The sequence below is a fragment of the Mesohalobacter halotolerans genome, assembly GCF_006120725.1.
GTDB lineage: Bacteria > Bacteroidota > Bacteroidia > Flavobacteriales > Flavobacteriaceae > Psychroflexus > Psychroflexus halotolerans.
The window spans coordinates 305,759-328,083 of the sequence record NZ_SWMU01000003.1; the positions used below are offsets into that span (position 1 = coordinate 305,759).

Annotated in this window: 13 protein-coding genes; 5 read left to right on the forward strand and 8 right to left on the reverse strand. The window is 34.1% G+C overall.

The window, feature by feature from the left end; all coding sequences use genetic code 11:
• The first annotated feature begins 211 nt into the window (after positions 1-211).
• Both FCN74_RS08560 and FCN74_RS12425 read left to right on the forward strand, forming a co-directional pair.
• A complete protein-coding gene (locus FCN74_RS08560; protein WP_138932181.1) occupies positions 212-718 on the forward strand; it encodes a hypothetical protein in 507 nt (168 codons plus the stop codon).
• Between the two features lie 470 nt (positions 719-1,188).
• Complete coding sequence (locus FCN74_RS12425) at positions 1,189-1,413, forward strand: CPBP family intramembrane glutamic endopeptidase (protein ID WP_138932408.1); 225 nt, start codon at positions 1,189-1,191, stop codon at positions 1,411-1,413.
• 226 nt (positions 1,414-1,639) lie between these two features.
• Here FCN74_RS12425 and FCN74_RS08570 read toward each other — a convergent pair whose 3' ends face one another.
• The 3 genes from FCN74_RS08570 to FCN74_RS08580 form a co-directional block, all read right to left on the reverse strand.
• Positions 1,640-2,797, reverse strand: a complete 1,158-nt coding sequence (locus tag FCN74_RS08570; RefSeq protein WP_138932182.1) for a 5-(carboxyamino)imidazole ribonucleotide synthase — start codon at positions 2,795-2,797, stop codon at positions 1,640-1,642.
• Positions 2,798-2,979: 182 nt separating this feature from the next.
• On the reverse strand, positions 2,980-5,391 hold the full coding sequence (locus FCN74_RS08575) for an alpha-ketoacid dehydrogenase subunit alpha/beta (protein ID WP_138932183.1): 2,412 nt from the start codon (positions 5,389-5,391) through the stop codon (positions 2,980-2,982).
• A 170-nt stretch (positions 5,392-5,561) separates the two neighbouring features.
• Positions 5,562-7,769 (reverse strand): bifunctional alpha,alpha-trehalose-phosphate synthase (UDP-forming)/trehalose-phosphatase, encoded by a 2,208-nt coding sequence (locus FCN74_RS08580; protein WP_138932184.1) that lies wholly within the window; start codon positions 7,767-7,769, stop codon positions 5,562-5,564.
• Between the two features lie 82 nt (positions 7,770-7,851).
• Here FCN74_RS08580 and FCN74_RS08585 point away from each other — a divergent pair, with 82 nt between their 5' ends.
• Positions 7,852-9,624 carry a glycoside hydrolase family 15 protein gene (locus FCN74_RS08585; protein WP_138932185.1) on the forward strand — a complete coding sequence of 591 codons (1,773 nt, stop codon included), beginning with the start codon at positions 7,852-7,854 and terminating at the stop codon, positions 9,622-9,624.
• Between the two features lie 386 nt (positions 9,625-10,010).
• Here the strand turns inward: FCN74_RS08585 and FCN74_RS08590 are convergent, their stop codons facing one another.
• Positions 10,011-11,702 carry a M56 family metallopeptidase gene (locus FCN74_RS08590; protein ID WP_138932186.1) on the reverse strand — a complete coding sequence of 564 codons (1,692 nt, stop codon included), beginning with the start codon at positions 11,700-11,702 and terminating at the stop codon, positions 10,011-10,013.
• Between the two features lie 2 nt (positions 11,703-11,704).
• Positions 11,705-12,067, reverse strand: coding sequence for a BlaI/MecI/CopY family transcriptional regulator (locus FCN74_RS08595; protein WP_138932187.1), 363 nt, complete (start codon positions 12,065-12,067; stop codon positions 11,705-11,707).
• 212 nt (positions 12,068-12,279) lie between these two features.
• Here FCN74_RS08595 and FCN74_RS08600 point away from each other — a divergent pair, with 212 nt between their 5' ends.
• Positions 12,280-14,049, forward strand: coding sequence for a MutS-related protein (locus tag FCN74_RS08600; RefSeq protein WP_138932188.1), 1,770 nt, complete (start codon positions 12,280-12,282; stop codon positions 14,047-14,049).
• Positions 14,050-14,217: 168 nt separating this feature from the next.
• Here the strand turns inward: FCN74_RS08600 and FCN74_RS08605 are convergent, their stop codons facing one another.
• Both FCN74_RS08605 and FCN74_RS08610 read right to left on the reverse strand, forming a co-directional pair.
• The gene (locus FCN74_RS08605; protein WP_138932189.1) at positions 14,218-14,919 is read right to left on the reverse strand and encodes a glycosyltransferase family 2 protein; all 702 of its coding nucleotides are present in this window, start codon (positions 14,917-14,919) and stop codon (positions 14,218-14,220) included.
• 77 nt (positions 14,920-14,996) lie between these two features.
• Complete coding sequence (locus FCN74_RS08610; protein ID WP_138932190.1) at positions 14,997-18,671, reverse strand: metallophosphoesterase; 3,675 nt, start codon at positions 18,669-18,671, stop codon at positions 14,997-14,999.
• Between the two features lie 66 nt (positions 18,672-18,737).
• Between FCN74_RS08610 and FCN74_RS08615 the strand changes: the two genes are divergently transcribed.
• Positions 18,738-19,922 carry a Pycsar system effector family protein gene (locus tag FCN74_RS08615; protein ID WP_138932191.1) on the forward strand — a complete coding sequence of 395 codons (1,185 nt, stop codon included), beginning with the start codon at positions 18,738-18,740 and terminating at the stop codon, positions 19,920-19,922.
• On the opposite strand, the gene FCN74_RS08620 is transcribed toward FCN74_RS08615, so the two are convergent.
• The gene (locus tag FCN74_RS08620) at positions 19,891-22,290 is read right to left on the reverse strand and encodes a GAF domain-containing protein (protein ID WP_246062594.1); all 2,400 of its coding nucleotides are present in this window, start codon (positions 22,288-22,290) and stop codon (positions 19,891-19,893) included. The two genes, FCN74_RS08615 and FCN74_RS08620, sit on opposite strands and share 32 nt — an antisense overlap.
• Positions 22,291-22,325: the final 35 nt, after the last annotated feature.

Here is a 22,325-nt window from a genome sequence, read left to right on the forward strand (position 1 = left end):
GTAATTTTTAAAATTAGACAATATTGTATCTCAGTGCGTGAGCACTGTTTACATTCAACAAGCCATCCGGATAGCTTTAGTAATTATTTAACAATAACGATGCCATACCTATATTTAAATTGCTATTTGCTGATTTACTGAATTTTACGAATGCGGTATTAATGCCTAAAATTTTGTATTTTTAAATAATACAACCAACCATTGTTTTTCTATGGATATCGATAAAACCGTTAAACTCAGACCGAGATTTAGATATTACACAGATAAAAAGAAAACTGTCCTACTTGAGCGTATTAAAAAATTAAAGACAGAATACAGCTCAAAGTTTAGAGTCAAATTATCTGGTAATCATATTTGGATTCATCATGCTAGATCTCGAGAAAAAATATTTACACCTCACTTACACTTAGAATTGGTTGAAGGTGACTATGAACTACCTAACAAACTCTTGGTTAAAGGACTTTATAGCCCGAACTCGTCATATTGGACGATGTTTATGTTTTTACATTTTATTTTGGCAGGTTTGTTTATAGTATTTGCGATAATGGTGTATACGAAATCTGTTTTAGATGAAAACTATGCACTTTATGTGTATTTAATGGGTTTTGTCGTTTTAGCTTGGCTAGGTCTTTATGTTTTTGCTCGGTATAATAGAAAACGCGGCTTATCACAAGCCTATGAGCTGGAAAAAGTTTTTAAGGAATGGGTGAAAAAGTAATAATTTTATTGAAATAATCAACAAATGACAATTCTGAAAGGGTTTTTATTGACTTTGTTGCTATTCCTAATAACCGGTTTCTTGCAAATTGGATTAACATATACGTTAATTCTTTTCGATAATTACTATGAATTTAGTTCTATCCACAATGCCATAGTTTCAATTATATCTTACTTAACCGCTTATTTATTGATTTTTAAATTTTTCTGGAAAGAAAAACTAAAATTAAAGGAGACGTTAAATTTCTGTCATATAGAACATGATACACTTTTATATATAGTTCTTATTATTTTTGGATTAAATCTATTCGATAAACCGTTTTGGGATATAAATAATATTTACGACTATTTCATTTACAGTGAAATAAAACTTTCTGCTAAAAATTATGATGGTTTCAGCGTTTATCATTCAATAAGATTAGTTCCCATTCTAATTATTTCTCCAATTTTTGAAGAATTATTTTTTAGAAAATTTTTCTCAAGAAACTATTCGAAAAATACAGTTTGAATATTAGTATAGTTCTTTCGAGTCTATTGTTTTCACTAATACATTGGGAAAAGCTAAATAATTTAATACCTACTCTTTTATTCGGTATAATTAGTGGTTTAATCTTTATAAAAACCCAACGAATAGTTTATTCAATTTTGATGCATTTTTTATTCAATTTAAATCATACAGCTTTTATACATCTCTGATTTTCCACTTGACTTCTACCTTGATAATTTGCAGTTTAATAGCAGTTATTGGTTGATTTCACTTTTTGGCGGATTTTTGGCATCTTTTGGAGTTTACAGGATATTAAAGAAGACATCTAAACATTAAGAAGTTAAGCCAATTAAGACTATCATTAAGTACTAATATTGTGAATCGAAAACCGATATTTTAAAAAGGCCAAAATTTTAAACTTTAAACTTTTTAACCCTATTTAGAAATTACCTTAATCAAGCCCTTTACTTCTTCTGCGGTTTGTCTGGCAGTATTTAGATTTTTGTCGACAATGGTGACGTGCCCCATCTTTCTAAACGGACGCGTTTGTGCTTTACCGTAGATATGTGGAATGACTCCTTTAAGTTCGAGAATTTTTTCAATGTTTTCATAATAGACATTGCCTTCATGATTTTCATCACCAACCAAATTGACCATGACTGCGCCTACTTTGGATTCTGTAGAGCCTAAGGGTAAATCTAATACAGCTCTAAGATGCTGTTCAAACTGATTGGTAAAAGCACCTTCTATGCTGTAATGCCCGGAATTGTGTGGTCTTGGCGCAACTTCATTGACTAATATTTCATCATCTTGTGTTTGAAACAATTCAACTGCTAACAAACCAACTTGTTCAAAAGCGTTAGAAACTTTTCTTGCCACCTCTTGAGCTTGTTTTGAAACATGATCATCAATTCTTGCAGGGCAAATGACATACTCTACTTGATTGGCTGTTGGGTGGAATTCCATTTCAACCACAGGATAAGTTTTGGTTTCACCACTGACTGAACGGGCTACTATCACAGCTAATTCATTTTTAAAATTAATTTTTTGTTCCAACAGACAAGGTGTATCCGGCAAGCTATCTATATCTGCTTCGGTTTTTAAGATGCTCACTCCACGACCATCATAGCCACCGGTTCGGCTTTTCCAGACGATAGGAAGTTGTATTTCCCCTTGTGTAAAATCTTTTAAAAGTTCTGATTTGTTGTCGTATAGTTTAAAAGGTGAAGTAGGTATTCCACTATCTTTGTAAAATTGCTTTTGAATACCTTTATCGCGTATACGTTTAAGTGTTTTGGCTGAAGGAAATACTTTTTTTCCAAGATTTTCAAGCGTTTCAAGAGCATCTACATTGACGTTTTCGATTTCAATAGTCAGCACATCAACGTCTTCAGCAAAATTGATGACGGTATCATAATTCATCAAATCACCTCGTACAAACTCATTACACGCTATTTTACATGGGGCTTCCGGATTTGGGTCAAGAACTTTGGTTTGGATATCAAACTTGCGCGTTTCGTATAATAGCATTTTGCCAAGTTGGCCGCCGCCAAGGATACCAAGTTTAAAATCTGATGAAAAATAATTAGGCATGTCTGGATTGATTAGTTTAAAAGTTAGTATTTAAAAAAGTCACTGTATAAATTGAAGCCACTATTTAATCTCATGTACCAAATTTTTTAAATATAGTTATGGTTAAAAAATATATACCATCTACATTTCGACTCCGCTCAATGTTCAAAAAATTCTTCGACTCCGCTCAATGTTTAAGGCAATTAATAGAGTTTAGGATACTTAGCTGGTTTAAATTCATGCATTATAGCGTAAACTTTTTCAAAAATATCTTCAGTTGAAGGTTTTGAAAAATAATCGCCGTCTGTCCCGTATGCTGGTCGATGTGCATTGGCTGTTAAAGTTTGGGGTTGGCTGTCCAAATAGCGATAGGCGTTTTGTTTGTCGATAATATTTTGTAAAATGTAAGACGAAGCCCCACCGGGAACATCTTCATCAATAACCAATAACCGATTAGTTTTTTGAACACTTTTTACAATATCGTGATTCAGATCAAATGGTACTAATGACTGAATATCGATAACTTCTGCATCAATATCTACTTCCTGTAACTCTTTTGCGGTTTGTTCAACTAGTCTCAGTGTTGATCCATAAGACACCAACGTAATATCTTTGCCTTCCTTTATGGTTTCTACAACTCCGACTGGGGTTTTAAACTCACCGAGATTGTTTGGCATTTTTTCTTTGAGTCGATAGCCGTTTAGACATTCTACAATGAGAGCGGGTTCATCACTTTCTAAAACTGTATTGTAAAATCCTGCAGCTTGGGTCATATTACGAGGTACGAGAACATTCATACCTCTTATAAGATTCATGACTCCACCCATTGGTGAACCGCTATGCCAAATGCCCTCAAGACGATGACCACGAGTTCGGACAATAAGAGGTGCTTTTTGTTTACCTTTTGAGCGATAATGAATCGTAGCTAAATCATCACTCATCGTTTGTAAGCCGTAAAGTAAATAATCTAAATATTGTATTTCAGCAATAGGCCTAAGACCTCTTAAGGCCATACCAATACCTTGACCAATAATTGTTGCTTCTCGAATACCGGTGTCAGAAACTCTTATTTTACCATATTTTTTTTGAAGGCCTTCCAACCCTTGATTGACATCGCCAATTTCACCTGAATCTTCTCCAAAAACTAGGGTTTCCGGTCGAGTTTCTAATATTTTATCAAAGTTATCTCGTAATACAACCCTACCGTCAACCTCTTTAGTGTTGTCATCATAAGCAGGTGCTACTGCATCAATATTTGTTGCTTTCCATTCAGAATGGCTGTATAGATGGCTACTGTAATCAGGTTTAACTTCATTTGAAAAGCCATTGATCCATTGCACAAGTTCTGCTTTTACTTCATGCTTTTCGTGTCGGAGATAGCGTAAAACTTTTCGTGCAGAAGCAATAATAATTGATTTTAAAGGCTCGTCATTAGATTTTAATTCTGCTATAACAGGTTTGACAAACGACCCGTTTTCAGATGTTTTTACAAGGCGTTCTAAAACAGAAATCAATTCTTGACTTGCTGTTTTTGCCCTCTTTCCAAAAGCCTTCCATGCGGCTTGTTTTCCTTTTCTGACTTTACTCTTAATTTCTTTTTCTAACTGATCTAAATCTTCTTCAGTTGCAATTCCATTTGAAATCATCCATTGTCTCATTTGAAGATTACAATCGTGTTCGCGCTCCCAATTGAGTCGCTCTTTAGATTTATAACGTTCATGAGAACCCGACGTAGAATGTCCTTGAGGTTGGGTCACCTCAATAACGTGAATTAAAACAGGGACATGTTGCTCTCTAGCAATGGTTTCTGCTTTTTGGTAAGTTTCAATCAAATTTACATAATCCCAACCTTTAACCACTAAGATTTCATAGCCGTTTGTTCCTTCTTCTTTTTGAAAACCTTGGAGTATTTCAGAGATATTTTCTTTAGTTGTTTGATATTTGGCAGGTACTGATATACCATAATCATCATCCCAAACGCTTATCACCATAGGCACTTGCAAAACACCGGCAGCATTGAAGGTCTCCCAAAACAAACCTTCACTTGTACTTGCATTTCCTATGGTTCCCCAAGCTATTTCGTTACCGTCTCGAGAAAATTTTTGGGCATCAATATTTTTTTCTTCTCGATACACTTTTGACGCTTGAGCCAGACCCAATAATCTTGGCATCTGACCTGCGGTTGGTGAGATATCCGGGCTAGAATTTTTTTGTTCGTTCAAGTTTTTCCATTGACCTTTTTCATCTAAACTGTGGGTCATAAAATGCCCACCCATTTGACGCCCGGCAGACATAGGCTCTTGTTCAATATCAGTATTGGCGTACAATCCGGCAAAAAATTGTTCGATAGTCAAATGTCCAATAGCCATCATAAAGGTTTGGTCACGATAATAACCTGATCGCCAATCTCCATTTTTGAAGGCTTTGGCCCAAGCAATCTGTGGTACTTCCTTTCCATCTCCAAATATTCCGAATTTGGCTTTACCTGTTAAAACCTCTCTTCGGCCCAGTAGACTGCACTCTCTACTCGTTACTGCTATTTTGTAATCTTCTACAACTTGTTTTTGAAATTCTTCAAATGACAGTTCTTTATCTTGTACTTTTACTTGCGACATTCTATGTTTCTTTAGGTTACAAATATACTATTTTTCAATCAATTTGTTATGTTGTGAAATGACTTCAAAATTAGATATTCTACAATTGAAAGTATATTCTTTCTATATTATTTATTATATTTTTAATTAAAATGGAAAAAACTGTTTTTTATTTAATGATTTAATCTCATTTATTGCTTTGCTAAAGCCTTTAAAAATGATCTGACTTCCTCTACGTGTTTTACATAATATTTGGCGTTGGTTTTTCTAATTCCAACTTTAATCGTATGCGCCTCGTCAGGCAAATCTTCAAACATATATTCATCGGTCCAGTCGTCGCCAATAGCTATGATGTTATCAAAGGTTTTTTCCTTAAGCACCTGCAAAGCTGCGTAACCTTTACTAACTTTTGTACTCTTAACTTCGACTACTTCCTTTCCATGAAAGACAGATAAATCTGTATTTGAGGTTAAACTTGTTAAAACGGTATTGATTTCAGTTACCCGTTTTTCGCCCATTTCTATATCTGCAGCACCATAATGCCATGCTAGCGAAAATCGGTTCACATCTAAATACGATCCCGGTGTTCTGTCCACAAAAGTTTCCAATACCGGTATAACATCTTCCATCCAATCTGTTTTTAGAGCTTCAAGCTCTGTCCAAATGTTGTGTTTTCGATAAAATGCCCCGTGGTCTGATATCAGTCTATAATCGGTATCAGCAAACCATTTTTGAAAATCTTCATTTTTACTACAACTCGTAATACATATTTCTAGTTTAGGGTTTTGAGAAACATTTGATAAAATTTCATAAAGCGCCTCATCTGGCTTTTTGTCTTCAACATTGTCCTTATAATCTACCAAAGTACCGTTATATCCTAAAAATATAATCGTAGATTTTGAATCTTCAACAGACCTTAAAATGTTATCCTGATGGTTTTCATTCAAGCGTTCTGCTTCAACATACTGACTTACATTTTGAGAAGAATCTAAAGCTGTCATAAATTCTTCTGCCCATCGTTCTACGCTGTATCTTGACACTCTTTTTTGCAGACTTACCATTCTACTTTTTTGTTCTGCCAAAGGCATTTCCAAAGCGCGCTTTAAGGTATCTGCTATTTCCTCAAAATTGAAGGGGTTAATTTGTAATGCTTCCCCAAGTTCTTTAGATGCACCAGTCATCTCACTCAGTACTAGTACTCCGTCTTGTTGTGTTCTTGTAGCCACGTATTCTTTGGCGACCAGATTCATACCGTCTCTTACCGGAGTAATCAAAGCTACGTCTGATGAGGTATACAAATCAATAAGATTTTCAAATGGCATAGTCCTAAAAAAATACCAAATCGGTGTCCAGCTTACGGTTGAAAATTGTCCATTGATGCGACCAACCAACTCGTCTGTTTCACGTTTTAACTTTTGATATTGTGGTACCTGGGAGCGTGAAGGCACAGCCAGCATGATTAAACGAATTTTTTCTTTGTATTCCGGGTATTTATTTAAAAAATATTCAAAAGCGCGAATTCTATTGGGTATTCCTTTTGTGTAGTCCAAACGATCTATAGATAAAACCATTTTAGCCGATTTGCTTTCATTAAGATGTTCATCTAGTCTACGCTGTACTTCGCTTTTTTGTCGGTTGCTTTGTTTTAGATTATCTTTTGCCGCATTTTCAAATTTTTTATAGTCGATTCCCATGGGAAAAGAGTCTACTTTAATGACGCGATTATCATGCGTGATTTTATTAAACTTGACTTCTTTGTTTGCTATTCTTTTAACCGAACTTAAAAAATGCCGCTCGTAATCGTAGGTATGAAACCCTAACAAATCAGAACCCAGCATACCTTCTAAAATTTCTTTTCTTTTCGGAAATGTTCTGAATATTTCATAAGATGGAAATGGTATGTGAAGAAAGAAACCTATGGGAACTTCAGGTTTGGCTGCTTTGATCATTTGTGGTAGCAATAAGAGTTGGTAATCGTGAACCCAAACTTTATCGCCATCTTCAATTTGATCTATCACAACTTTTGCAAATTTTTCATTGACTCGCTTGTAGCTTTCCCAAGCTTCTTTTTCAAATTCTGTGTATTCCAGAAAATAGTGAAAAAGCGGCCACAGCGTACGATTACTAAAGCCGTAGTAATAATTTTGAATGTCATCTTTGGTGAGATTGACCCCTACACATTGCTCTTTTTTTACTGCAATATCAACTTTTGACCTTAAATCTTCATCTATTTCATCATCAGTCAAACCTGTCCATCCTACCCAAACCCCATTACTGTCTTTATGAACCGATTTCATTCCGGTAGCTAAACCACCAACACTTGGGGTGACATCTATTCCATTATCAGAACGTTTGACTTGAAGCGGTAAGCGGTTTGAAACAATTATTGTTTTATTCATTGCAATACTTTGTTTTATCGAAAATTTTTCTCTTAATTTAGCGAAAGATTTTTATTTACATCACAAATTCCAATTTATTTTTATGAACAATCTTGATTATGGTATTATAGGTAATTGTCGATCAGCTGCTCTGGTTTCTAAAACAGCTTCTATAGATTGGTGTTGTTTACCAGAATTTGATTCTGCTTCAGTTTTTGCTAAGATTCTCGACCATGAAAAAGGCGGGCATTTTGGGTTTTTAAATACTGATGATTATGAGATAAATCAATTTTATATCAAAAATACTTGTGTATTGAAAACCCAGTTTAAAAATGAGGATGCTGGGTTTGAAGTCTTAGATTTTTTACCGAGATATCAAAAACCTAATCGAGAATATCACGCCCCACCAGAATTTATAAGGTACATTAGGATTTTATACGGTCAACCTAAGATAAAAGTAGATTATCAACCGCGACTAGAATATGCCAAGGGCAAAACAGATATTTTTGACAAAAAAGAATTTGTAGTAGGGCTTATTGAAGATGAAGAGCACTTTGATTCTTTATTTCTGTATTCCAATTTAGATCACAACAAAATCATCCATTCTGAGTCTATCACCCTGACAGAAAATGCATTTTTCTTATTGAGCTATAATGAAAAAATTGATTTACCAAACCTCAACGGTATCGCTTTGGAGTATGAGAGAACAAAAGTTTACTGGCTTGACTGGTGTCACAAAACCCCACATTTTAATCATTTTAAAGATGAAGTTTTAAGAAGTGCTTTAACCTTAAAATTATTGAGTTACGATAAAAGTGGTGCCATATTAGCAGCCGCTACCACTTCACTTCCAGAAACTATTGGCGAAGTTAGAAACTGGGATTACAGATTTTGTTGGATAAGAGATGCTTCCATGGTGGTTAAAGTTATTTCTCAAATGGGACACCATCGGATGGCCAAACGCTACTTACAATTTATCATTGATTTGATTCCGGATAAAAATGAAAAGCTTCAAATCATGTATGGCATTAACAAGGAAAAAAAGTTGACCGAACATGTTTTAGACCACTTATCCGGTTATGAAGACTCTAAACCCGTCAGGACAGGAAACGCCGCTTATCAACAAAAACAAAATGACATTTATGGCATTTTGATGGATGTGATTTACCAAGAACTTTTGAAATACAAATGCGATGTCGAAAACAAAGAAGAATTATGGACCATTACAAAGGGCATCGCTTGGGTTGTAAAACATCACTGGAAAGAGCCTGATAAAGGGATTTGGGAATTTAGACAAGGCGATAGGCATTTCACATTTTCAAAAGTCTTATGTTGGGTCGCCATTGATAGGGCTATAAAAGTTTCTAAAATGCTGGGGAAAAGCTCAAAATTGTACCGCTGGGAAAAATTGGAACAAGACATAAAATCTGATATTCTTAAAAAATCATGGAATAGCAAAGTTCAAGCCTTTACCCAATCTTATGATTCTGAAGACCTAGATGCATCGGTTTTACTTATGGAAACTTATGGTTTTATAGAGGCAAAGCATCCCAAATTTATCAAAACTGTTGAAGCCATTGGTAGAGATTTAACCTATGACGGTCTACTGTATCGCTATAAAAACAAGGACGATTTTGGTTTGCCTAAATCTTCTTTTACGATTTGTACTTTTTGGTATATCAACAGCCTTAATAAAATTGGTAAAACCAAAGAAGCCTTAGCTCAGTTTAAAACTTTGCTCAGCTATTCCAATCACCTCGGTTTGTTTAGTGAAGATATCGACTTCAAAACCAAGCGACTTCTGGGCAATTTTCCTCAAGCCTATTCTCATCTAGCTTTAATTGAAACTGTGATGAACTTTGAAAAAGTGTTGTAGGGGAATTAGTATTGAGAATTTAGTATTAGGTATTGAGTATTAAGTAGTTTGCAGTTCTCAGTTGACAGTTCTCAGTTGACAGTTTTCAGTTGACAGTTCTCAGTTGACAGTTCTCAGTTGACAGTTCTCAGTTGACAGTTTTCAGTTGACAGTTTTCAGTTGACAGTTCTCAGTTGACAGTTCTCAGTTGACAGTTCTCAGTTGACAGTTTTCAGTTGACAGTTTTCAGTTGACAGTTCTCAGTTGACAGTTCTCAGTTGACAGTTTTCAGTTGACAGTCGCATTTGCAGTCGCGTTTACAGTTTTCAGTCGCTGTTTGCAGGCTTTGGGAGTTGTAATTTTAGGGTTGGAGAATTTAAATCCATTCTGAAATACCAAGGGTATTATTATTCCTCTTCAATACTTAATTTTTCGATATCTAAAAATACAGGTTTAGCTTTTTTTGTTATCATCAAAACCTGTATGTTTTTAAGGGTATTGCTCCCTGAGCTTTTCAATTTTGATTTTAAATAGCTTTCGTAATCTTTATGGTCAATAATTTGACCGTCAATCTCAAGGGCTTTATCGTCTATAAAGCGATAGGATTTCATTATGATAGCTTTTGAAACCATATTTTTTATATCAAAATTTTCGCCATTGATTCTAAATTTTTCAATGTCTTTAAATTTTTCTAAATCAGATTTTAATTCGGCTTCAACATCAGATTTCATTTCCGTTTTATAAGGATCACCAGGCGATAAAACAACGGATATTGAATACTTTACAGAATCATCGTTTTTTTCACTTGAGCTAAATGGCAACTCATCGTTTAATCCAAAAGCAGATTTAGCATTTTCAGAATAATCCCTGTAAAAATAAAAATCATATATAGGTTGTGATCCTTTTTGGCTTGAACTACCCTTGAAGCCATCATTACAATCTACATCCACTTTAATGGAAGTCAGTTTTTTATCTTTATTGAACTTGATTTTAGAATAGTTTACATCGATATCATATTTGTTTTTAAGATAGCGCTTTGTCCAGTCCAAAAATTCACGGTCAGCATATTTGGTAATCTTAACAGCTATCCTTTCACTTTTGTATGAAGAATCAGTTACATTGTCATTATTGTCTGTCGTGATGGTTTTGGTGTCATCAGAATATTTAACATTAGCCACTCTCGTGTTTGTTTTAGACTTATGCTTTTCCTGGGCGACAACTTTGGCCTGAAAACTCATAAAAAATGCAACTAAAATCGGAAGCACAATAATGCTTTTTAGAGCATAAATTTTTGAGGTGTTGGATTTGTTTAACATCATGATACGTTGTTTTATAGAAGATTGAAAAAAAGTGGTTTTTATGGTTTGTAGGTCTGATGCTGAAAAACTATTACTCAGCAATACATATTGGTATTTGAGTTTATCTTTTAGAGTTTCAATAGATTGTTTATCAGCAATATATTCGAGATTTTGCACAATTGATTGTTTATAAAACCACATGAAGGGATTGTACCAAAACAGCACGCAAAACAGGTTTGATAAAAGAATATCTATGGAATGCCACTGGATGATATGGACTTTTTCATGCGTAAATATCATGTCAAATTTTTCTGATGCATAGTCCTTTTGACCCATAACGATATGATTGAAAAAGGAAAATGGATTGATTGTTGCTTCAACGATGTGAACTTTATGCTGATCAATCTTTTTGTAAGGTGTTTTATAGATTTGAAATAAAAACTTTGTGTATTTAAAAATTAAACGTGCCAACAAAATTAAGCTTACCAAAAAATAAAACTTCAAAATCGCCTCATCCCATGAAAAAGTTAAAATATCTTTGATGGATGAAGCAAGATTTGAATGTTCAGCCGATGTAATTTGGGTATTGACCAGCGTATTGTTTAATACGTTTGATGCAGGCTCTCGCACCACAATTTTGGTATAATGTAAACCAGGTAAAATTGCTGAAATGAATAAACCAACAATGAGGTAAAATCTTTTGAAAAGATGAAAAGTATCCCGCTTTAGAAACACATGATATATGCTAAAAAACAAGCATAATACGGCAGAAGCCTTCAGCAAATAGATCAAAGTGTCCATAACTATTGGTTTTTGATGATTTTTAAGATGTCTTCTAAGTCTTTTTGGCTGATTTTTTCATCTTTGGCAAAAAATGAAACCAAATTTTTATAAGAACCTTTAAAAAACTTTTGAGTGGTTTGGTTGAGCATCTCACGTTGATAATCTTCTTGTTTCACCATAGGAAAATATCTATAGGTATTACCAAAAGATTCATGGCCAACATAGTTTTTTTCTTCTAAATGCCTTATCTGGGTAGAAACGGTATTGTAATGATAATCTTTCTCGAGCTTAGCCTTGATGTCTTTGACAAAGGCTTTACCTAAATCCCATAACACTCGCATCACTTCTTCTTCCTTTTGGGTTAATTTTTCTAATGCATCCATGCCTATTGTGTTTGATGAAACAAATATATAACTATTTTTTTAGTTATACAACTATATTTATAGTTATATATAAATTTAATCTCTGAATTATTTAACTTAAGAGGATTAAAGACCCAAAAGGCATTTTGAAACGTTTCGGGTGAGGAAGTTTTGTGATTTTAGAAACCATCTTGGTGTTTTAAGCTCAAATTTTATAATACTTTTGCAAGTCTATGGAAAGAATAGAATTTTATAAATCACAAATCCAAGCCTATAAAAAACAGGCTAAAGCTGTAAAATCAAAAATTATTCAACTCAGCCTGCTGAGACTCTTTGTATTTTTTCTGGCTTGTGCAGGTGTATATCTTTTGTGGTCTTCTACCTTTTGGGTTATAGCTATTGTGGTGGTATTTATTATAACTTTTGTGTTTTTTGTAAAAAACCACCTAAGACTCAAAAGGAAACTTCAAAAAACCAAATTGATCATAGACATCAATGAAGACGAAATTCAAGCTTTGTGTGGTGATTACAGCCATTTCAAATCAGGTCAAGCCTACAAAAACACTGAACACGCCTATGCTGAAGATATCGATTTGTTTGGGGAATCTTCTTTTTTTCAATTCATCAACAGAACCGGATTAATTCATGGTGAAGCCAAATTGGCAAGTTGGCTTAAAAGCAACGAAATTCAAAATATCAACCAAAAACAACAGGCAATACAAGAACTTTCGGAGAATGTAAAATTTAGACAAAATTTTACTGCTGAAGCCCAAATGCTCGAAGACCAAAACCAATTGGATGACATACTTCATGCGTTGAGCAAGCATAAAAACTTTGTACCCAAAGCTTTTCAATACCTAGGACTCATTTTTAGTCTTTTATCATTTGGTGTTCTCGGGCTTTACGGGTTTGAAATCATAAGCACCTATCAACTTTTGCTTTGGATTTTTATCGGCTTGGGCATCACCGGATTTTATGTAAAAAAAATCAACGCACTATCTTTAATTACGTCTAAATCTCAGGAATTATTCAGGCAATACCAAAAACTCATCGACGCCGTAGAAAATCAAAATTTCAATTCTGAAATCTTAAAACAAAAACAATCCCTCTTAAAATCTAAAAATCAAGAAGCATCTGTTGCCATCAAGCGTTTTACCAGACATATCGATGCACTTGAACAAAGACAGAATTTAATGGTTGGCTTTGTCTTTAATGCGTTGTTTTTATGGGATTTGCAACAGGGCTACAAAATAGAAAAATGGCTGTCTTTGCATAAACAGAAATTAAAACAATGGTTTCAGGTCATGGCCTTTTTTGATGCACAAAACAGCTTAGCCAATATGGCTTATAATCAAACGCATTTTTGCTTTCCTGAAATCAAACTTAAAAACTCTCATATCTTAGAGTGCCAATCAGCTACACATCCCTTAATACCAAAAGACCAAGCAGTAGTCAATGATTTTAAAATTCAAAATGAAGATTTCCTGATCATTACCGGCGCTAATATGGCTGGTAAAAGCACGTTTTTAAGAACAGTGTCGCTGATGATTGTCATGGCTAATCTCGGTTTACCCGTTTGCGCATCACATTGTATTTATAAGCCCATAAAGCTAATTACAAGCATGCGCACATCTGATTCTTTAAGCGATGAATCCTCTTACTTTTTTTCTGAGCTTTCAAGATTAAAAACTATCATTGAACATATAAAAACGGAGACGTATTTTATCGTTTTAGACGAAATATTGAAAGGCACCAATTCTCATGACAAGGCCAAAGGTTCAAAACAGTTTATCGAAAAACTCGTCAAAACCAAAAGTTCTGGTATCATTGCCACCCATGATTTAAGTCTATGCGAATTGTCAGAACAATTAAAACAAGTGCACAATTTTTATTTTGACGCTGAAATCATCAATGAAGAATTACATTTTGACTATAAATTCAAAAAAGGCGTTTGTCAAAATATGAATGCATCCTTCTTGCTGAAAAAAATGGGAATTGTTTGATAGTTTGAAAGTTGTAAGTGGCAAGTTAGCAAGTTGGAAGTAACAGCTTGAAAAGTTGGAAAACAGCATGTTGCAAGTTGGATATTTAAAAATAAGTATGAGCCTTATTTATAAATAGTGAATGGATAAACTTCAAACTTTCGAACTTCAAACTTTTGAACTTTTTGACTATTTTACAAACGCATATTTAAACACCCAAGTCAATATTTTCACGCCTGCCATAACAGCACCTTGAAGTGTTCCGGATACTTTAGACTGTCCAATTCTGTTGCGATATTTTACCGGTACTTCCTTATATTTTAGTTTTTGGTTTAAGGCTTTAAGTTGCATTTCTACTGTCCATCCATAGGTTTTATCTTGCATATTAAGTGCTAAAAGTTGCTTGTATTTAATAGCTCTAAATGGGCCTAAATCTGTAAATCTAGCATTGTAAATGAGGGACATTAAAGATGTAGCTAACCAATTCCCAAATATTTGAGGCAAAGTCATTGCTCCTTTTTCTCTCAAGGATTTTACCCGAGCACCAATTATAAAATCGTAATTATTTTCAATAATTGGATGGACTAATTCAGTAAGTTGCTCAGGATAATCGCTGTAATCACCATCTATAAAAACGATAATATCCGGTTTTTTAAACTTCGACTCGATGTATGCCATGGCTTTTAAACACGCATGACCATAACCCATTTGAGATTCAAAGCAAACTGTTGCCCCGGCATCTTTGGCCATTTGTGCGGTATCATCGGTAGAGTTATTATCACATACAATCACCTCATCTACCACATCTGGCAAATCAGCTATGACTTTAGGAATAGATTGGGCTTCATCATGTGCCGGAATGATAACGTTAATAATGGGTTTATCCTGCAAGAGATTTTGAATTAAGTTTAAAAATAAAACCGCATGACAAACATACGTTTTTAGCTTTTGCTAAGTCTTTAAGGACTTTATAAACTTACATTTACTTGAAAAGAAAAAAACAAATCGTCATCACCGTAAAACAAGTTCAATGTGCCTTGGAGTAAGTCTGCAGCGGTAAACCAAACGCCTCCGCCATAATTATCATTCCAACGGTCGCTTGGATTGACATCAGACCATACCCGACCAATATCATATCCGCCAAATACCCCAAATTGAAGCGGCACAACACCAGTTTTAAATTGGTTAAAACTGTAGCGTAAATCACCGCTACCTATTAAGGATTGCTGACCCAGAAATCGGTTTCTACGATAACCCCTAAGCGCATTATGACTTCCTGCGCTTGCCGCTTGGTAAAACTCAAATTGATTGCCAAAATTAATTTCAGAGAGAGCTTGTGTTCTTAAAACTAATCGCTCATCTGGCGTTAGTGGATTGTAAAACTCTAAATTAGGATTGACAAAAGCGTATGCTCTATCAGTATCATCTAAGTTGAGCTTTGCACCGACTTCAAGGTCAAAATTCATACCTTTAGATGGGTTAAGCGCATCATTTAGACTTGAGAAATTGAATTCAGTTTGTGCGCCAAGAAAGGTTTTCCTATCAAAAAACTCAGGGTCGTCGGCCAGTAAATCATCTCCAATAAGATCTAAAAATCTTCCATTAGTGCGTTCTACTTCAATGCTTTCTAAAGTGATTAAATGCGTAAAAGATGAACCGTATTTGGTAGTTTTTCTAAAGCCTACTTTACCCATTACACTTTCATACCGGACACGGTTAAAATCTCTGTCAATTTCATCTTCTGGGTTTTGGCTATCATTGCCAAAACCAAAGAAATTTACTGCAAAATTTGGACTGGTAAATCTTCCACCTACTACTAAATTATAATCACCTATAACCTTTGCAAACTCGCCTTCATAATCTAAATCAACGCCTTCAGTCTCAAAATAAAATCCAGCACTTAAGGTGTGTCTATAAGTAAATGGATTTAAGGAGAACCCCTTGTAAGTGTATGAGTTTGTCGCACCGATTAAAAAGCCATCATCTGGGTTAAAACCAATTTTTGGAATAAAATTATTGATACCAGAGATGTTTCGGTTTTTATCAAAATTGTTTTGCACATAATCATCATCCCATTTGACTTTGGCTTTTGATTTTTTTGTAACGGTATTTTTTAAAGATTTGTGGTCGTATATTCTCAGGTGGTTTCCGTTTTCTAAAACCTTATACTCATCATCGCCATGACCACCTATAAGTCTGATTTTTATTTTGTTAGAGATCCCTGAATACGTAAAAATATCGTCATCTTGTAAAGCATAAATCCAAATTTCTTTGGTCTTATCAACTTTAAAGGTGCGTTCAGAATACTTATCTTCTCTATCTCCGCCCTTATTTCTATACATTGTAACTTTAACTTGATTGTCATCACTTTCAATATCAATGTAATCATCTTTATCTGTTGCCGTAAGTAGAGTGTATTTAGTTAAATTATCGTAAAATTTGTTGACAATCGTTTTTAAGTTAGCCTTTCTTTTGAGCAACATGGTTTTTAATGCTTCAGTTTTTTCATCTTGCAATTCTTCTGGTAAGCGATTAAAGGCTTGGTCGACGACCTCGGGTGTAATTGTGTTTTGAATTGTTTCGGCTTGTTTTAACCAATCTTCTCGAGATGAATTTCTCAATAAAGTTCGGTCGAGAGGTAAAGCGTTAAAATGAAATTCTTCAGGGTGTTTTATATCCGATTCAAAGTTGACATAGCGTTTTGGGAAACCGCTTAAAAATTTGAGCGTATTAAATAGATTACTATCAAAATCGGCAAAAGCTTGATCGCGATCTCTTGGAATGGCTTTAAATATGTGCTGACCAGTTTCAAGTTCATCTTCAGCCCAGCGCCATTGGTCATGGTGACGGTCAAAATCACCTATCAACATATCAAATACCCGAGTTTTGATATACTGTGTTTCATCTACACTGTATTTTTCGTCTCTTGCCAATCTCTCATAAAGATCGTCTGTGCTACCAATATCGTGGTTAGGTGAACCAAAGAATTCAGCACCTAACCAATGTTCTTCCGGGCGCTCTTCAATCATATAAATTTCATTACCATATTCAGCATTGTAATCGCCCAAACAATCTTGTTTTGGGACATAAAACAACTCTGGATTGGTGTGGTAAACTCCCGCAGCTTCTGCTAATTTTGGCACAGCCAAAAAACCATAAGGATGTGAACCCGTTAAAATTTCTTTGAGTAAATCTTCAACCGCTGTATTGTCATACAAGTCGCCTATAAATTGATCTTGAAAAATAGTAGATTGTAAAATTTGAGAGGCATTTTTTTTGATGGCCCTGATATTGTATTCACGCCCTTGACTATCTTTAAGTCTTAGGGATTTGGTTTGCACGCCGCCGCCTTTGCGAATTGGCGTTAATCCACCATAAAGTGTGTCTAGTAATGCAACTTTAGCCTTTATTGTTTTGGTGTATAAAGGTCTGTAAGTATCGCTTATAAATTTATTTTTATCGGTATCGGGAAATTCTGCTACGTCATAAATAGAGGTTTCTACAAATTGTGGAAATTGATTTTTTAGTTGTGTTTTATCAAAAGTTTTATTTTTCGGGAATATTTCTTGCGCGTAAGCCAATTGAGGTTGCCCATTTTTAGCCGTATAAAATTCAACCACACATTTGCCGTTTTTATAAATGTCTAGTTTTGCAAAACCTTGACTAGAGGCTTTAAATTGCGTTCCGGTTTTGGCTTTTACAAAGGAAGTTTTAGAGCCGGAACCAGATACAATTTGACGAATACTTTCTTCTTCAATCAATTGTAAGCTGTGCTCATGACCAGAAGCAAAAATCACTTTATTCCATCTTTTAGTTATTGTCTCTAATCGGTCTTTCATGTCTTGATAAGCGGCATTATTGACATCTTGTGCAGAAACACCAGAAGAGCGAGCAAAGGCTAAAACACTAGCTAAACCAGGTAAAGGAATCGGGTTTTTAAGCGGAAATAAATGTTTTTTGGGAGGAATTACACCGCCGTGAACTCCATGAGTCAGTAAAGGATGATGCATAGCAACAATAACCGTTTTGTTTTGATTTTTTTTGAGTTCGGTTTCAAACTCTGTAAAAAATTGCTTCCTCGTTTTTATCTGATCACATTTTTTATTGACTTTTGGGGTTTTGTCCCAATCAGACAAAAACCATTGCGTATCGACTGTTAAGAGATAGACATCTTCTGTTAAGTCTTCTCCCTCTATACCACAACTGACTTTAGGTATCCATTCAGCATCAGAATTATCTTCTATATAATCTTTTTGATTGTCAATACGTTTGATATTTTCTTTACGCCAGTCGTGATTACCGGGAAGAAAAAATGTTTGTCCATCAAAACTCTTGATAACTTCTATATGATGATCTAAAATGCTTTTAGCCACATCCTGTGATTTGCCTTTTTCGCTAGGAAACCCATCGGGATAAATGTTATCGCCAAGAAAAACAAGCGTGGCATTATCTGTTTTGTGTTGTTGGAAATAGTTGTTTAAAGCTTGCATGCCGTCAGATAAACCATTTTGCATTTCACCCGTATCACCTATCAAATAAATGGTTTTATCAATATCATCTGTCGTAAGTTTATTATTTTGAGCCGACAAATGTATAGACAAGACAAAAATGAAAGCAGAAAACAATAGAAATTTTAAATTCATAAATTGTATAATTTGGTTAATTTAGTCTTTAAAATTATTAAAACTTACGACACTTAAAATATTTACATGGATATTATCAAGACCTCACAGGAGTTTGTAAAAAAATACTTCAATAATAATTTACCGAGTAAGTTTCTTTATCACAATCTCAAACATACAGAAAATGTAGTCAACCGTGTTGTGGAAATATCAAACAGTTACGAAGAATTAACAAAAGATGAAAAAGAAGCATTGCAATTAGCAGCTTGGTTTCACGACACCGGTTATTGTATAGATGTCAATAATCACGAGACTGAAAGCCAAAAGATTGCTAAAGAGTTTTTAAAAAATGAAGGCTATGATGATGATAAAATCAAACAGGTTTTAAATGTTATTGAAGCCACCAAAGTTGGCGTAAGCCCTGAAACCTTGCCTGAAAAAATTATCAAAGACGCTGATTGTGGTCATTTTGCTACAGAAGATTTTGAGGAAGTTTCAGAATTGCTCCGACAAGAGTTAAAGTTAGTCAAAAAACAAAAATTTAACGTCAACGAATGGATTGATGAAAATCTCAAAGTTTTAACTGAAAAGCATCAGTTTTATACTGATTATACGCGAAAGAATTGGGCTGAAAAAAAACAAGAAAACATTCTTAACCTCATCAATAAAAAGAATAAACGTCAGAAAAAACTCGAAAAAGAAAAGCAAAAAGCTAAATTTAAAGCCAGGTATAAGAATGATAATCCTGAACGCAGTATCCAAACGCTCTTTAGAGTGGCTTTACGTAATCATATTAAACTGAGTGATATTGCTGATACCAAAGCCAATATATTGTTATCGGTTAATGCCATTATTATTTCATTAGCATTATCTAATATTATTCCTAAACTGGATAATCCAGAAAACCAACATTTGATGTTGCCTACTTTAGTTTTGGTTGCCTTTAGCGTGGCATCAATATTATTGTCAATTTTAGCCACAAGACCTAACGTCACTTCAGGTCAATTTACCAAAGAACAGGTCAAAAACCGTGCAGTCAATATTTTGTTTTTTGGCAATTTTCATAAAATGGACTTTGATAATTATTTATGGGGGATTAATGAAATTTTAGAAGACAAAGATTACGTATACGAAGCCCTTACCAAAGACCTTTATTTACTTGGGGTTGTTTTGGCAAGAAAATATAAACTGCTCAGGTTAACTTACACGACTTTTTCTATAGGTATTGTATTGTCAGTCATTAGTTTTGTTGTGGCCTTTTGGATGATGTAATCACCTTTGATATATCTTCGTAGGTCATTGGCTTATCATTTTTTGAAACATTATACAAAATATTGACTCTTAATGCTTTTAAACCGCTTATGCCTTGCAAATCTTCTAATTCTAATTGCTCAACTTCCTGACCTAGAAATTGCTTGTTTTGAAGATATTTGATGTATTGTTGATATTCAATGGCATCTTCTTTCTGGCTATATATAATCACTAATTTTCCTTTTTGGGTTATGCGCTCTTCCGTGTTTTTAATAAAGGCTTTATCGATGCGTTTTTTAGCAATTTCATATCTCGCATTGTAAGCGCCATCAATGTCAAATTTCTTCTCATCAACACGGTAACGGATGCTTAAGGTAGAGTTGTAAACCAAAATTAAAGAAGCCGCTTCAAGTTGAAAGTCGTTGTCTTTTTGCACATTGTAAAACAAATTTTCCATCTCACACATGGTTTGCATTTGCCACAACCTTAAGTTTTGGAGCATGACTTTTGAGAAATTTTTATTTTGACTAATGGATTTGCCGATATACATATTATGCTCAATGCCATCAGTTTTAAAACGTTCAAAATAATGCGGAAATATCTCCTGTGCGTGTTGCTGTTTATGATCTATCATACAAGCCAACTCTTTATTGATGTAATTGACAGTATCATCATAAACTTTACGTTCTTGATAAACCAAGCCTGAGCTATCATCTTGCATGGTTTTATATTTAGAAATTACTTCACGGCTATTAGGTAAATCGTGTTTTATTTGTTCTAAAACGGGATGTATATCGTTAAATATAAATGCCGTAATTTTTTGTTCAGTAGAAGTATTAAAATTTTTATTGACATCTTCTAAGAGTTCTTCAATTCTAAATTTTAACTGCTCATACACCATGATAGGTGAATGCTCGAAGGCATAATTTAAAATATCTAAAAGTTTATTAAGCTGAATACTTAAGTCTCTTTGTATGGCTGCATTTCGTGTATTTGAAGATTTAACGATATCAATTTGTCCAAAAAGCGGATAAACATTGTCAAATTTTATATCGCTAAATGTGGCATTCTGTTTTTGTTGTCGGGCTTCAAGAAGTTTTTGAGCTTCTTCTTCAAACTTCCACTCTACGCTTTCGTGTATTGAAGTGCATTCTTGCTGAATGATCGCTTTAATCAAATTTTCTTTGTGCTCAATACCACGCTCTATGGCGAGAAGTAAATTAGGGATAAAATCTTCAAGTTTTTCAGCATTAATGATGTTAAGGGCATTTTTCTTTTTAGACACTAAACCTAAAACACCGAGTAACTTTTTATTTTTAGTAATTGGTGTTAATAAACACGATTTAAACCCTTTACTTAACAAGGTTTGAGAGAGCTTGTCGTTGTTGGTGTTTTCAGCGTAAATCTCTAAGTCAGGAATACTAAAATGTTTTTGATTTTCGACGAGTTGATGCAAAGTATTGCTACACATCGCCGAATTGCAATTTCTAGACAAATCACTATCCAAAATAAAGCTATTGATGCTTTGACTTACCCGATAAAAGTTTTTTGATTCTTCATCGTAAATTGAAAACCCAAAGTCTAAATCCTCCAATTGGAAAATATTTCTAAAAATGCGTCTTAACTTTGAAGTAAATTCAGGATGGTCTATTGCGCCTTGCAATAAAATAGATTTAAATTTAGAAATCTCTTCATCTATAGTTACGTCTGTAATATTTAAAATGGTAAAACCGTCAAAGTTGTAAGAGTTGGGCGGAAACTTCTTTTGCCATAATGCTAAGTTATCTGCATTATTAAGCAATTCACTCACAATATCGTCATTGATTTCGGGTGCAGATTTAGTTTTTGAGAGCTCAACAAAATCTGCATTTATAAACAGTCTATAGTGTCTGATGTTACCATTTTTATCAGGAATATCGTAATAAATGGGTCTAAAAAAATCAATATCGTAACCGTAGTAGTGGTTTAAAATCAATACACAAGCATGAATGTAATTTTGTTTAAAATCAAAGTTTCTTATTTTGAGCTCGAAATCTGAGCCTGCATTATCTAAAATTTTTTGTAAGCGTTTAGATTTATTAAATACAAAATGTCTATATGGAATTGAAGCCGCTTTGATTTCATTTTCTGATAACATGTTAGGAAACAGGTCATCAAACAAATAGCTGATTTGAGTTTCATATTTTTTAATAATATTAAAATCGTCAATACTTTCTTTTAAAACAGGATATTGTTCAAAATACTCTAAAAATTGTTCAATGTATTTTTTAGCTAATGGATTGTCTTCCTTTTTTAAGCGATTTTCAAAATGCTCGAAAATGCTCTTAAAATTAATTCTTACCTTAAATGGGTAATTGTAGTCCATCATTAAATTTTTATCCTTAATCATTGTTTAGTTAGTTTAAAAATTAAAGTCTAAATTAC

What these genes read in the sequence shown, in the direction of transcription:
- FCN74_RS08560 (WP_138932181.1), top strand. Translation starts at nt 212, where the DNA reads ATGGATATCGATAAAACCGTTAAACTCAGACCGAGATTTAGATATTAC.
- FCN74_RS08570 (WP_138932182.1), bottom strand. Translation starts at nt 2,797, where the DNA reads ATGCCTAATTATTTTTCATCAGATTTTAAACTTGGTATCCTTGGCGGC.
- FCN74_RS08575 (WP_138932183.1), bottom strand. Translation starts at nt 5,391, where the DNA reads ATGTCGCAAGTAAAAGTACAAGATAAAGAACTGTCATTTGAAGAATTT.
- FCN74_RS08580 (WP_138932184.1), bottom strand. Translation starts at nt 7,769, where the DNA reads ATGAATAAAACAATAATTGTTTCAAACCGCTTACCGCTTCAAGTCAAA.
- FCN74_RS08585 (WP_138932185.1), top strand. Translation starts at nt 7,852, where the DNA reads ATGAACAATCTTGATTATGGTATTATAGGTAATTGTCGATCAGCTGCT.
- FCN74_RS08590 (WP_138932186.1), bottom strand. Translation starts at nt 11,702, where the DNA reads ATGGACACTTTGATCTATTTGCTGAAGGCTTCTGCCGTATTATGCTTG.
- FCN74_RS08595 (WP_138932187.1), bottom strand. Translation starts at nt 12,067, where the DNA reads ATGGATGCATTAGAAAAATTAACCCAAAAGGAAGAAGAAGTGATGCGA.
- FCN74_RS08600 (WP_138932188.1), top strand. Translation starts at nt 12,280, where the DNA reads ATGGAAAGAATAGAATTTTATAAATCACAAATCCAAGCCTATAAAAAA.
- FCN74_RS08610 (WP_138932190.1), bottom strand. Translation starts at nt 18,671, where the DNA reads ATGAATTTAAAATTTCTATTGTTTTCTGCTTTCATTTTTGTCTTGTCT.
- FCN74_RS08615 (WP_138932191.1), top strand. Translation starts at nt 18,738, where the DNA reads ATGGATATTATCAAGACCTCACAGGAGTTTGTAAAAAAATACTTCAAT.
- FCN74_RS08620 (WP_246062594.1), bottom strand. Translation starts at nt 22,290, where the DNA reads ATGATTAAGGATAAAAATTTAATGATGGACTACAATTACCCATTTAAG.